This window comes from Microbulbifer regidiadema (SeqCode) (genome assembly GCF_052466995.1).
The window spans coordinates 73,502-87,202 of sequence record NZ_CP174297.1; the positions used below are offsets into that span (position 1 = coordinate 73,502).

The window sequence follows — 13,701 nt, forward strand, 5'->3', positions numbered from 1 at the left end:
GGCGAGTTGATCGCAACGGCGCTGCTCTGGCAGTATGCGCTCTTAGCTGCCTAATAGCTGGCAGGCCTTCTTGAAGGGATAAGATTTTAACGGGACGGTTTATGTCTACGGCGATAGTTTTGATGAATTTGGGCACCCCTGCTGAGCCCACACCTTCGGCGGTGAGAAGTTTTTTACGGGAATTCCTTTCAGACCCTCGGGTTGTCGAGATACCGAGACCCATCTGGTTGACCATTTTGAACTGCTTGGTGTTGCCTTTTCGCCCGCAACGTATTGCGCCGGCATACAAGGAGATATGGAATGGGAGTGCTGATGAAGCAAAAGTGGAAGGGTCACCACTTCTTTACTACACGCAGCAGCAAGCAGAGCTGTTACAGAAGCATTTTCAGGCACAGGGCTATGATGTCGCGGTTGAATATGCCATGACTTATGGCGAGCCCCGGCTCGACAAGACGATAGCAGCCCTGCGCGAGAAGGGCTTTGAATCTTTTGTGGTTCTTCCTCTATACCCCCAGTATTCGGCGACCACAACCGCAGCCATTTATGATCAGGTGGCGCAGATTTTTCGCAATAGTCGCGATATTCCGGATATCTCCCTGATTCGAGATTATTATCAAAATCCGCTTTATATAAAATCCCTGGCCAATTCAGTGAGAGAGCACTGGCAAAAAGTCGGGCCAGCAGAAAAGCTGTTACTCTCATTTCACGGCATCCCCAAAGCCAATGTCAACAAGGGCGATCCCTATTACCGCCACTGTATGGAGACCGCGCAACTGCTAGCGCAAGAGTTGCAAATTGAGCGGGATAAGTGGCAAGTTACTTTCCAGTCGCGTTTTGGCAAGGCGGAGTGGTTACAGCCCTACACCGATAAGACTCTGATTGAGTGGGGCAGCTCTGGAGTTAGCAGTGTCGATGTAATTTGTCCGGCTTTTTCTGCCGATTGTCTGGAAACCCTGGAAGAAATTTCGGTAGAGAATCGCGCTAACTTTATTGAGGCGGGAGGCAATGATTACCGGTATATTCCCGCATTAAATTTACGCGAAGATCATATAACGGCGCTTGCGGGAGTTGTGCAAGCTAAGCTCGCTGGGACAAAATAATTTCTACCAAAGTGCTAAAACGGGACCCAAAAGCGGAAATTGATAAGAAAAAGATACTTTTTTTATAAAAAGCTTCTCATTTTCCGCTTTTTTACTTGCAATGCCGGGTATTTTTATTAACTTTGATAAAGTTGTATCGAAATAGGCGGTGCGGCACTCTGCATAAGTAATAAAAACAACCGGTTGCAGTTTTTATTTGATAGCTAAAAAGCAATGCTGCTGGCACACTTTTGGATGTACTTCTTCTTTCAGCGAGGAGACAAGGGATGGCAAGAGTAAAAAAGGGTACACGCGCGAAGCGCGCAGCTAGTGCGACCGAGGAGTCGCCAGCGGTCGCAAAAGCGCAGAAAGCGGTAGATTCAGCGACTAGTTCGCTGGATGCGCAAATGGATCGTGTCGCTAAAGCAAAAGCGCGAGCACAGAAAAGCAATTCAGCCACAGCGAAAACCTCGCTGGCCAATGCCAATAGCAAAGCAAAGGATTTGCGTGCCAAGCTGTCAGAGGCAAAGATGGGGCTCGCCAAAGCTAAGGCGATGGATGCCGTACGTTTGGCTGAGGCGGCCGCAAAAGAAAAGGTGGAAAGTCTCTCCGAGAGTCTCTCCAGTAAAGCGGATAAAGAGTTGGCTGCCGCTCTCAAGGCGTTTGAAGCGCGCTGGGTGAAAACCAAAGAAAAGGCACATGCCAAGAAACTGAAGGCCGCTGAGAAGAAGGCCGAAGCCAAGGTAAAAGCGGCGGCAAAGAAAGCTGCGGCTAAAGTCAAAGATTTAGAGAAGAAGGCTAAAGCCAAATTAAAAGCTGAAGCCCAGAAGGCTAAAAAGGCCAAGAAGAAACCCGCAGCCGAGGTCCCTACAGCGAAAAAGCCCGGTCGCCCTAAAAAGGTTGCCGAAACCACAGCGAAGAAAGCTGGGCGGCCAAAGAAGGCTGATGCAGAGGCTAAGCCGGCAAAAAGAGCCGGGCGCCCCAAGAAAGCTGTCGCAGCAGCGGCTACCAAGAAGGCACCAGCCCGCCGTGGTCGCCCACCGAAAGCGGGTACCGCCCGGCGAGGTCGCCCACCGAAGAAGGCCACTTGAAGAAACTCATCTAGAGTTACACAGAGGGGCCCGCAGTCGTGAATCGAAGCTCTCTCTTTAGAAGCCCCGGTTAGTACCGGGGTTTTTTAGTTGTGGATTGCGATATTGGGCATGACTCGCCTCTGCTCCCGTGCCACAATTCCCCCCCTTTTAATGACCAGGTTTAAGAACGCTGTGAAAATACTTGCCCTGGATACAACTTCGGGAGCCTGTTCAGTGGCTCTCATGTCTGATGGACAGTTGATCGAACGCTTTGTGCAAGCAGAGCGTGACCATACCCGTCGCCTTTTGCCTATGGTGGATGAAGTCCTCGCAGAAGCTGGCATAAAACTGGCAGATTTGGATGCTCTTGCCGTCAGTCGAGGGCCGGGGTCATTTACCGGCCTCCGTATTGCAATTAGTAGCGTGCAGGGGTTGGCCTATGCCTGCGACCTGCCGGTTATACCGGTTTCCAGTCTCGCCGCTCTCGCCCTTGGAGCTCGACGCGCACATCCGGAATGGGGGCAGTCTCCTGTGGTGGCGATGCTGGATGCCCGTATGCAGCAAGTTTATTGGGGGGTCTACTCCTCTGAGTCACCCTGCGACAGCTTGATACCGGAAGCTGTACAGAACCCAGAAGAGGTTCTGTTGTCTCTAGAGCAATCAGATATTTCTACTCCGCTTTATGCTGCGGGCCCGGGGTTACACTACGAGGCCTTTGCGGCGGCGCCGTTGGTATCGGTTGATCAGGGCAGCCTTATTCACGCTCGGGATATTGTGCAACTGGCAGCTCCATTGTGGGAACAGGGTAAAACCGTCACCGCTGAAGCGCTTGAGCCTGTTTATTTGCGCAATGAAGTCACTTGGAAAAAACGACAGAAAATTCGCTCTCAATAGCACATGGAAACATTTCAGATAGTAATACTGTCCCTGATTCAGGGATTGACAGAATTCCTTCCCATTTCCAGTTCTGCGCATTTGATCTTGCCCTCCGAGATATTGGGTTGGCAAGATCAGGGCCTGGCTTTCGATGTGGCTGTTCATTTTGGCTCTTTATTGGCAGTAGTATTCTATTTTCGCAAAGATATTTGGGTGCTGCTTAGGGATGGCCTTGGTGGTTTTACGGATAGGCAGTTTAGTGATGAAGGGCGGTTGGCCTGGCTGATTGTTCTCGCCACAATTCCTGTGGGGCTGATTGGGTTGCTATTTAAGGGCTTTATTGAAACTCACTTGCGCTCCGCAGGGGTTATCGCAATAACCACTATTGGTTTTGGTATTTTACTGTGGTGGGCAGATGTGAAGGGGCGCAGAGTGGAGTCTCTCGCCCAGTTAAACTGGAAGAAGGCCCTCTTGATCGGTTTGTCGCAAGTGCTGGCCCTAATTCCTGGTACTTCCCGCTCCGGCATTACAATGACTGCGGGCTTAATGCTCGGAATGAAGCGGGAAGCTGCTGCACGCTTTTCATTCCTAATGTCTATTCCGGTTATCACGCTCAGTGCTATTTTGTTGACATTTGAGTTGCTTGCTCATGAAAGCGTGCCGTGGAATGATCTGCTGCTGGGCACAGTTTTATCGTGTATTAGCGCTTATTTGTGTATTCACTTTTTCCTACAATTTATTAGCCGCATTGGGATGGCACCTTTTGCGATTTATCGCCTGGCTCTCGGTGTGGTGCTTATTTGGATGATATGGGGGTAGAGAAAATGGCAACAGTGGCATTTATTGGCTTGGGGGTAATGGGATACCCCATGGCAGGTCACCTTTCCAGTGCGGGTCATATGGTGCGAATTTACAATCGCACGGTCAGCCGCGCGGATCAATGGCTACAAGAATATGATGGTGAGAGCTTTTCAACACCTGCGGAAGCGGCAAAAGGGGCAGAGGTCGTTTTTGTCTGTGTTGGTAATGATAATGATCTTCGCCAGGTCGTAGCAGGAGAGCAGGGTGCTTTCGCCACCATGACAAAAGGAACTCTGCTGGTAGACCATACAACAGCTTCTGCAAATGTCGCCCGCGAACTGGCAGCTGCTGCCGATGAAAAGGGCCTCGCCTTCCTGGATGCACCTGTCTCCGGAGGTCAGGCTGGCGCGGAAAACGGTGTTTTAACGGTTATGGTTGGTGGAGAGCAGGCAAGCTTCGACAAGGTGCTGCCACTGATTGAGAGCTATGCGCGGGCGATAAGCCTGATGGGGCCTGTAGGTGCTGGCCAGCTATGCAAGATGGTTAATCAAATCTGTATAGCCGGGGTTGTCCAGGGGCTCGCTGAGGGATTGCATTTTGCGAAAGCGGCTGGCTTGGATGCAGAGCAAGTCGTCGATGTAATCTCCAAAGGGGCAGCGCAGAGCTGGCAGATGGAAAATCGCTCGAAAACCATGCTAGCTGGAGAGTACGACCACGGCTTTGCTGTGGATTGGATGCGCAAGGATTTGTCGATCGTATTAGAGGAGGCGCAACACAACGGGGCTCTGCTGCCAGTTACGGCCCTCGTCGATCAATTTTACAGTGAAGTTCAAGCGATCGGTGGTTCGCGCTGGGATACCTCCAGCTTGTTTGCACGTTTAATGAATGTGCGCCCCTTCAACTAGTCCCTTCTATAAGATAGCCCCGGGATCAGCTTTGGTTACGGGCGCTATCCTTTTCTTATTACGATTTGATGAAAGTTTTACTACTCTCTGCTTATGATGCAGATAGCCACAAGCGCTGGCGCAAAGGCTTGGTGGCGGCTTTTCCCAAGTGGCAATGGACCCTACTCACCCTGCCGCCGCGTTATTTCAGTTGGCGTATTCGTGGAAATAGCCTTTCTTGGGCCAGGGGAGACGCTGCAAAAATATTGAAGCAGGGCTGGGACTTGATTGTTACCACATCAATGACAGACCTGAGCGCTCTGCGCGGCTTGGTACCTGAGATTGTGGGGGTGCCCACCATTGTGTATTTTCACGAGAATCAGTTTGCCTACCCGGTGAGCTCTGACGCCTTTCGATCGGTAGAACCTCAGCTGCTTAATATCTATACAGCTCTGGCCGGCGATCGGTTGCTGTTCAACTCAGAATACAACCGCCGCACTTTGATAGATGGCGCTGCAAAATTACTGAAACGCTTTCCTGATTGTGTCCCGCCAGGTATTTGTGCGGAGATAGAAGAAAAATCACGGGTAATTCCGGTACCACTGGAAGATATCGTATTCAATATTACAGCTCCAGAAGAGGAGTTTTTATGGAAATGCCATTCAAAGAGGAATGAGCAGAGGGATATAAGTAAAGATACTTTGATTATAAGCTGGGCCGCTCGTTGGGAGTATGATAAGGGAGCCGATCGACTACTTCATATCCTTCGGGGCTTGAAGGACAAAAAGGTTAAGTTTCTTGTCAATTTGATGGGACAGTCATTCCGCAATAGTCCGGCTGAATTTGCGCAGATACAACGAGAATTCTCTGAGCACTTATTGGTGCTTGGGTTTGTCGAAAGTACTGAAAGTTATCGTCAAATACTGCGACATAGCCATATATTTTTATCAACGGCTTACCATGAATTCCAGGGACTGGCAGTAATGGAGGCGGCTATTCTCGGTGCAACACCTATAGTACCCGATGAGCAGTGCTACCCGGAGTTCTACCCAGAAGGTTTGCGCTACTCAAGTTCCGATGATGCTGTACAAAAACTGGAGTCTCTATATCAGTCATTAGTGGCGGGGCGTAAATTACAGCAGGTCGATTTTAGCCATTTTTCCGGGGAGGCAATGTGGGTAAAGTACCGCGAGCAATTTGTCAGTCTTATTAAGAGCTGATCTGGAAAATCCTTGAGTTATTCAACCATAACCCTGGGGGCAGAGTATTTACAGTCAAGGCGTGTATTTTGGTGAGTCTCTCTGGGGGTATCAAGAGCTACAGCGCAGAGCTTGAGCTGCGCTGAAAACCCCATAAAAATATTGCGGAGTTTTCAGCAAGATTTTCAGATTTCTCGTGTAATACTTTATATTGCTTTGGATATAGGCAGTCTTTTTACTTGTATAGGCCGTCTTGTCAGGTGTTTCCATCTAAAAAGCTCTTCGATATCTGTGCCAGATTTAAATGCCAATTTCACCTATTCCTGTTTTATATAGCTAACCTGTTTGTTAGCTTTGAACAAAATGGTTTCTGACTGTCTTGCTTGAGGGTGAATTGTCAGTTTTATGATAAATCATTGGCTGGGGTTAGGGGCTGTAGAAAGTCATTAGGCAATGATTTTTAGTGATTGCAAAGTGGTTTGCTTTACCTTCTTTTGATCTCGTGGACTGCTTGTTTGGCTTGGTGTCGTTGGGAATGGATTTTTCATATTTAATAAGAAGATAAAACTAATAACTTTTAATCTCGAAACATAATGGGAATATGGCGGGCCTTAGCGCTATGGGTGGTACCAAGTGTAGGTAAATGGGGTATGCTGGCTGTGCGTGCTAGAGCTGCCTTACAAGTTTGGGTACGTTGGGGGTCGTGGTTGCTTGAGGCGTTGCTGAAAATAATAAAGCTACTTTTCAGGCTGGAATAATAAAAGCCAAGAATCAAATTGGCTTAATGTCTAATGGCGTGTTGTCGTATCGTTCGGCGGCAGTCTATTCAGTTGTTAATTTTAGCAAAACTACAATTCTTTACGCCTGTGAAGTGGTGGGTGTGCTTCTGTGCGTAAAAATTCTGGAGAAAAAAATGAAAAAAATAATGAGAAATTTCCTCCTTATTTCTATGCTGATTGTTTGGGTGCCTAGTGTTGCAAGCTCGCCGCAATGGCTTGTTGGGGTGGGTAAGTATGATATTACTGGACCGGCAGCTGATGTTGGGATGGTAGGTTATGGGGATGTGGATCAAACGACAAAAGGTATCCATACACGCTTGTGGTCGCGGGCATTTGTTATTGCTGATAATACTGACAGTAAGCGTTTAGTATTTGTATCGGCAGATCTACAGGGTATTCCTCAGGGTGTGAAGCAGGGGGTCATTGAAAAGTTAAAGAGCCGATTTGGTAATAGTCGGTATACTGAAAAAAATGTCATGCTAACTGCCACTCATACCCACGTTGGCCCCGGTGGTTATGATCATTATGTTATGTTGAATATGAGTACCCTAGGATATGCCGGAGATAACTATAAGATTATTGTCGATGGTATCTTCCAGTCAATTGTGGAAGCGAATAATGGATTGGCTTCGGGTGATATTTTTGTGGAGCAGGGAACTCTCCTAAATGCCAGTGTTAATCGGAACCCGGAGCCTTATACTGAAAATGCCGACGCTGGTAGCTATCAATACGATACCAATAAAACAATGACTCAACTCAAGTTAGTTAATGCTAACAACAAGGCTTTGGGGGTTATTAACTGGTTTGCGGTACACAATGTTTCTCTAGGTAAAGATCAGCGCCAAATTAGTGCTGATCATAAAGGTGCGGCAAGTCAGTTATTTGAGGCCTGGGCTGTTGGGCAGGGCGCCGCTAGTAAATTTATCGCAGCATTTGCCAATAGTAATTTAGGAGATGCTTCTCCCAATATCTGCGGTCCCAGGGATGGCTGTGGAAACACTGAATATGATAGTTTACTCTTAGCTGCGGAAAAACAGGTTGCCAAGGCGCAGTTACTTTACCAGTCGTCGTCGCTGAAGCTTGAGGGCGGCTTGGATTACCGTCATCAACATATCTATTTTCCTGGCTATACCGTAGCGGATGAGTTTACCGGTGAGGGACAGCAGGATATCTGTGAAGGTGCGGTCGGCTGGTCATTTACCGCTGGCTCCTCATGGGATGGTCCCAGCGAAATTGGTGGTATCTTTGAAGGGATGTCTATAGAAAATGAGGGGGTGGACTGGGATAGGAGTGTTGGTTTATTCGAATCAGTAATTCATGGTTACCCCCTTTTTGGCCTAATGAGTGCCTTCTCTGCTGCTGCGGTATATGAGGATACTCAAGATGACCCCTGTCAGTACCCAAAGCCTACATTTGTAGAGCGTAAAGTAGTCGGGCAGGCGCTCTATACGCCGTATCTACCCTTTCAACTATTCCGTATAGGGTCTCTCGCTCTAATAGCAGTTCCGGGTGAAATGACAACTATGGCTGGGCGGCGTCTTCAGGCGGATGTTTTATCGGCTTTTGCACAGAGTGGTGTCACCGCTGTGGTGCTAACCGGTTTAGCAAATGCCTATACCGGCTATATAACGACTCATGAAGAGTTCGATATGCAGCATTATGAGGGAGCGCATACGATTTATGGCCCGAATACACTTGCCGCTTATCGGCAGATATATACCGAAATGTCTTATGCCATGATCAACGGTGTAGATGTCGCTGCGGGGCCCATACCTGAAGATCTATCCGATGATCAAATTATTAATGTTATAGGGGTTGTTTATGATGATAAGCGCCTCTGGGAGTCCTTTGGGCAGGTATGGGATGACGTGGATAACAATTATCGTATTGGCGATACGGTCTCAGTTACCTTTCGTTCTGGCCATCCGCGCAATGACTTAAAAACTGAGGAAACTTTTATTGAGGTACAGCGTAAAGTTAATGGTAGTTGGGAGGCTTACCTGACTGATAATGATTTGAATACACATTTTATTTGGACACGGGATACGGCTATTGATTGTATGGCCTGCTCCTTTGCTGAAGGGCAGTGGCTTATTGCAGGGGATACGCCATCAGGTACTTATCGAATAAGGCATTATGGAAACTGGAAGAGTGGGTGGGGCGGAAAAATTTCCAGCTATTCTGGTACGTCGAGCAGCTTTACGGTTGACAATTAATGAGTTAAGACGTCGGCTGGATACTCCTGCCGATTTCTTTAATTTGCAAACAGTATGCGGCTGGTATAAGAAAGGCGCCACCTGAATTGAATCGGTCCTTGTATGATTTTGTGATACCATTCATTTGCAGGGGGTGCTTTTTGTAGTTTTGTCGGGGTGATTAGGTCGCCTATATTTCTTTCGATAGGCGATGCTTCTTTGTTAAAATTTCCCGCTTCCTGTCGGTTGGAATTGAGATTAAAACCTTAATCGAAGTCAAATTTATTTGTATTGCTCTCTGTGTGCTTTACTGTCATCGCTTTTCCCTACTAAGAAATACTAAACTAAGTCAGCTTTCTCCAAATTTTGGGCCAGGTTACAGGGCATTCTATTTGATATTTGAGAAATATGGTTTGGAGACTACTGAGTAGTTTATCTATTGAGTTTAAATCCAGCAGAAGATTTTAAATGTGGATGCATTGTGAAATTATCTGTTGGTTTTGGGGCTGTTATTACTAGTTTTGTTACAAAAGTACTAACTAGGGGCTCGGCTTGGTGATTCTAGCTACGTGACATTCTGATTGGTACTTTTTAGCCATGCTCTAGAGGTTTAGGCTATTTTTTATCCGCTACTATTGCCTATCCCCGACACTGGGTGGCTATAGCGAAGTTTTCTTTCCTTTTTTGAGAGGACAGCCTTAATCAGAGTGGTGATAACGGAGTTGAGATCATATTTTAGGAATCCTGGATGGATTCGGTTGTTTGATGACCGTACAACGGTTGGTCAGTGGTTGATAGGATTTAACTTTTGATACAGCTCTTTATCGAAAATTATCAAGGCACCCGTTACACAGTAAGTGCTGGCTGGACCTGCAAAAACACGACCTCAGCTCAGATTGATGCTACCGAGGTACTGGGTATGTTTGATAGCAAAACACTCCAGCTAGTATATGACCAGTATCTCGGCTTATATAAGACTCCTACGTCAGATACAGATTCTCGACAGGCAGAACGCCAATCCACACCGAAAAATGATGCCCCAGGCTATCTCTGTGAGCGAGATAAGGCCATCTACCTTGCGTTAGTACAGCACCGACTCGTGATCGAAGAAGCTCCTTTACCGTACTCCGTTTTGGCAGATTTACAAGCGGAGCTGGCTAACAGGATTCGCATAGGGTTGCAACAGGTAACCTTGCAAGATTCTGTCGGCGAACCCCTGACCAAATCAGTAGTTAAAACTGATTCCGGTAAGGTGAAGGAGGCTGCCGCAACGAATATTACAAAAGTACCAAGTTGTTCCGCATGGAGCCTATCTATTTGGACTAAGGATGCTGCTGAGGTTGCAGCGGTGGTGAGTCCAGCGCGTCAATCATTTGAACTTAGTACAGAAGTCATCGACTATATATTGTATGCAGAAAATCTAGAGGAGCCTGGCGGAGAGTGTGTAACCTCCGTGTTCCGTGGAGTGATCACAGCATTAGGATTTAATCCGAATACGGTTTCCAGGAAACAGCTTCGCCTGAGCTTTAATATCGCTGAGGTTATCTATAGTGACTCCATACTTCGAGGGGCCGTCTTTCATTTTGCACAGAATTATATCAAGACACGCTATAGCCTAAAAGTTACCGATCTAGTTGCCAGCGGCACTTTTGAAATTATCTTGACAATAGCACTTGCAGCTTTAACTAAAGGGGACGTTACAGCAGTCTCCCGTGCAAAGAGTGCACGCCTGCTTACTGCCTTTAGAAATATTGGCGATTTGATGTTTGATTTTGCCCGGTTAAAAAGGCAGCGCACATTACTTGCTAAAAAAACAGAGCGCAAAGCGGGCAGGAAGGGTACTCAAGCCAATATACAAAAGCGCTATGGCAAAAAAAATTCCCAGGCTTCAGTTAAATCTGATTTATTAGGAAGTGGCAATCCGCAGAGTCAAACTCCCAGGAGGCTTTATAGTTCGGGTGCACAAGTTATAGGAATAAATCGGGCGAAAAATTTTTCAGAGGAGGCCGATAAGAGTTGTAGTGAAGCAGGAGAAAATTATACGGGTGATACCTGTCAGAGTAACGCTACCGCTTGTACAGTTGGAGAGATAGTTCATTTAAAAACGGGTGAGGTTAGCTTTACCTTGACAGATGTGGCGCTGAGTGGACCTCTACCATTACGGATAGCCCGTACATATCGTAGTAGTAACTCTAGGGATATTGGTTTGGGATATGGGTGGACCCATACATTAAGTGAACGCCTGGTGTGGCGTCCGGGTCAAACGATACTGTTCTTTGATGCTGAAGGTAGAGTAATAAGTTTGCCGGCACCAGGAAATAGCTCTCGCAGCCATAATGTTGTTGAGCAATTAACACTCACCAGGATAAATGACGAACATTGGGTTATCACGACTTACGGGGTTTCCGCTGGAATAGAGAAGCACTTTAAAGCTACTGGGGAAACGGGTGCACTAAGGCTTACTAAAATTTGTGATAGCTATGGTAACTTTTACCAGCTCCACTACCGTAATGAATGTTTAATCAGAGTTGAGAGTAGTTTTGGCGAGGATTTATATATAAGTCCAGCAGAGGAAAGTTCTGCAAGCTTTCGAATCGGTGCCTTAAAAAGAATAGGTCGAGATGGTGGCACTAAATTTGTCGCTCACTATGAGTATAGTGATGAAGGCTCACTAATTAAAGCTGTAGACGGGTCTGGCTGTGGCGAAAAATATGAATACCAAAAATATAACATTAAACAGCGGACCTTAAAAACTGGTTATCGTTTCTACTTTGAGTGGGATACTGATGGCCCCTCTGCGCGATGTGTCCGGCAGTGGGGAGATACGATTGACGGCAAACCTACCTGTAACTACCAATTTATTTGGGGCGGAGATGGCTATAGAGTAACGATTATTGATACCCGGGGAGGGCAAACGCATTATTGTTTTAATGAGCGAGGATTGCCCACCTATTACTGTAATGGCGAAGGTGGGGAAACGTTGTATAGTTACAACGATATGGGCAGGATTTCCAGGGTGCAGCTGCCCAGTGAGAGTGACGCCCTACGTGAAGAGATATACCAATACGATAAGGATGGCCGCCTAGTACAGAAAGTGGATGCTGGTGGAAATAGATATCAAATCGAGTACAGTAGTGCAGGACTTCCCTGTAAGCTCACTGACCCAGAAGGCTCCAGTTGGCAGCGTCGCTACAATAAATATGGAAAAATTGTAGCTATTGAAGACCCCCTTGGCAATACTACGCACTACACCTATACCCCTGAGGGCTTGATTGATTCTGTTACTGATCCTCTAGGTAATGTTACGCGCTATTTTTGGGAAGATGAAGGCCGCTTGTCAGCGATTGAGGATTCTCTGGGAAGATCTATTTGTTATCAATATGGTAGTGATAGTCTTCTAAATATAGTGCGCTCTAGTCAAGACAAGAAAACTTGCTATAAGTACGATGAACAGGGGCGTGTTTGTATAGTCTCAACTCTCGATGGAAGGCGTACTCAATATATCTATAACGTTCAAGGTCTGCTTGTTGAAATTATAGAGGATGATGGTACAAGTACTACGTACACTTATGATGGGCTCGGTCAAGTAAGGTCTCGTACACACTCTAACGGCAGTCGGCTGGAGTTTTATTATGATGGAGAGTGCAACTTAATCGGCTTGAAGAATGAAAAAGGCGAATGCTATCAGCGAAAATATGATTTTAATAACCGCCTTGTTGAAGAAGTGGGCTTTGATGGTCGTGCTACTCGCTATACTTATAATCCTGCAGGGTATTTAGTAAGGTCGAGCAAAGTTATTGATGTAGAGAGTGATGTAGAATTAGATATCTACTTTGAAAGAGATTTGCTAGGTCGTCTATTGAGAGAAAATGCTCCAGATGGTGTAAGCAGCTTTAGATATAATTGTCGGGGTCAGTTGATCGAAGCTAAAAATAGTCAGTGTAGGCTGCGTTGGGAATACGATGTTAATGGTCGCGTTATAGCTGAGTGGCAGGGTTTTAATAAGCTCAGCTATCAATACGATGTGGCAGGTAATCTTGTTGCGACCACATTGCCCTGTGGAGAAATTCTTGAGGGTATATATAGCTCTTCTGGTGAAGCTCAGGGTTTGCGTGATTATTCAGTGGTTGGGGATATAAATCCTCTAGTGGAGCATAAGAATTTTGACAGCTGTGGCGAAGATGCTCTGTGCCTGTTAGCTGATAATTTGGGGTTTCATAGATTCTATGATTTTTCAGGTGATGCTTTAGCTTTACTGCCTGAAAATCCTGAGGGCTTAACTAATGCCCGTTTGGATGAGTTGAGCTTAATGTTCAAGAGTGATTGTCAATATAGTAGGGGATATCAGTTCGCCAAAACTTCTGTTGTTCTTCCCGATATTTTTACTTCCTCTGAAACTAAATTTAAATATGGGGTTAAGTATCGAGATCTTGCCGGTGAGGATGTAAGAGGTTGTGTTTCTTCCTGTGGTGTTGATGGCCGTTATAATTTTCAGGGGTATTTGGTTAAGGAATTGAGGGGTGGGGAAGAATCATGCAGGGCCCGATTCTACTATAATTTCCGTCAGCAACTAATGCGAGTGGAAAAGCTGAAAGTGGAAAAGGGTATGGAGCAGTTTCAGGAAGTGATTCAGTATCAATACGATCCTTTGGGTCGATGCATTAGGCATAAAAGCTATAGGGGCAGTGTGAGTTTCCTCTGGAGTGGTGGTGTTCTTGTACAGGAGCAAAGGCTTGGGAGTTTAGCGGGCCGGGGTGTTGCTATTTATACATGTTAGCTTTATTTGATTCTACTGTAATTGGTGTGTGAGAGTAG

The 13,701-nt window shown here is 46.4% G+C and carries 8 protein-coding genes; all 8 read left to right on the plus strand.

Annotated elements, in window-relative coordinates:
- Positions 1–101: 101 nt before the first annotated feature.
- The 8 genes from hemH (at position 102) to ACJJIK_RS00360 (ending at position 13,663) form a co-directional block, all read left to right on the plus strand.
- Positions 102–1,100, plus strand: coding sequence for a ferrochelatase (hemH, locus tag ACJJIK_RS00325; RefSeq protein WP_444943867.1), 999 nt, complete (start codon positions 102–104; stop codon positions 1,098–1,100).
- 266 nt (positions 1,101–1,366) lie between these two features.
- On the plus strand, positions 1,367–2,170 hold the full coding sequence (locus ACJJIK_RS00330) for a hypothetical protein (protein WP_444943868.1): 804 nt from the start codon (positions 1,367–1,369) through the stop codon (positions 2,168–2,170).
- A 153-nt stretch (positions 2,171–2,323) separates the two neighbouring features.
- Positions 2,324–3,046 (plus strand): tRNA (adenosine(37)-N6)-threonylcarbamoyltransferase complex dimerization subunit type 1 TsaB, encoded by a 723-nt coding sequence (tsaB, locus tag ACJJIK_RS00335; RefSeq protein ID WP_444943869.1) that lies wholly within the window; start codon positions 2,324–2,326, stop codon positions 3,044–3,046.
- Positions 3,047–3,049: 3 nt separating this feature from the next.
- On the plus strand, positions 3,050–3,847 hold the full coding sequence (locus ACJJIK_RS00340) for an undecaprenyl-diphosphate phosphatase (protein WP_444931742.1): 798 nt from the start codon (positions 3,050–3,052) through the stop codon (positions 3,845–3,847).
- 5 nt (positions 3,848–3,852) lie between these two features.
- Positions 3,853–4,734 carry an NAD(P)-dependent oxidoreductase gene (locus ACJJIK_RS00345; protein WP_444931741.1) on the plus strand — a complete coding sequence of 294 codons (882 nt, stop codon included), beginning with the start codon at positions 3,853–3,855 and terminating at the stop codon, positions 4,732–4,734.
- A gap of 68 nt (positions 4,735–4,802) precedes the next feature.
- Positions 4,803–5,933, plus strand: a complete 1,131-nt coding sequence (locus tag ACJJIK_RS00350; protein WP_444943870.1) for a tRNA-queuosine alpha-mannosyltransferase domain-containing protein — start codon at positions 4,803–4,805, stop codon at positions 5,931–5,933.
- 763 nt (positions 5,934–6,696) lie between these two features.
- Positions 6,697–8,907: a neutral/alkaline non-lysosomal ceramidase N-terminal domain-containing protein gene (locus ACJJIK_RS00355; protein ID WP_444931739.1), complete on the plus strand. Its 2,211-nt coding sequence runs from the start codon at positions 6,697–6,699 to the stop codon at positions 8,905–8,907.
- Between the two features lie 787 nt (positions 8,908–9,694).
- Positions 9,695–13,663 carry a DUF6531 domain-containing protein gene (locus ACJJIK_RS00360; RefSeq protein ID WP_444943871.1) on the plus strand — a complete coding sequence of 1,323 codons (3,969 nt, stop codon included), beginning with the start codon at positions 9,695–9,697 and terminating at the stop codon, positions 13,661–13,663.
- The last annotated feature ends 38 nt before the right edge of the window (positions 13,664–13,701 follow it).

Bases quoted from the DNA above. Each gene is read 5' to 3' on its own strand.
- ACJJIK_RS00340 (WP_444931742.1), top strand. From the start codon at position 3,050: ATGGAAACATTTCAGATAGTAATACTGTCCCTGATTCAGGGATTGACA.
- ACJJIK_RS00350 (WP_444943870.1), top strand. From the start codon at position 4,803: ATGAAAGTTTTACTACTCTCTGCTTATGATGCAGATAGCCACAAGCGC.
- tsaB (WP_444943869.1), top strand. From the start codon at position 2,324: ATGACCAGGTTTAAGAACGCTGTGAAAATACTTGCCCTGGATACAACT.
- hemH (WP_444943867.1), top strand. From the start codon at position 102: ATGTCTACGGCGATAGTTTTGATGAATTTGGGCACCCCTGCTGAGCCC.
- ACJJIK_RS00345 (WP_444931741.1), top strand. From the start codon at position 3,853: ATGGCAACAGTGGCATTTATTGGCTTGGGGGTAATGGGATACCCCATG.
- ACJJIK_RS00330 (WP_444943868.1), top strand. From the start codon at position 1,367: ATGGCAAGAGTAAAAAAGGGTACACGCGCGAAGCGCGCAGCTAGTGCG.
- ACJJIK_RS00355 (WP_444931739.1), top strand. From the start codon at position 6,697: ATGTCTAATGGCGTGTTGTCGTATCGTTCGGCGGCAGTCTATTCAGTT.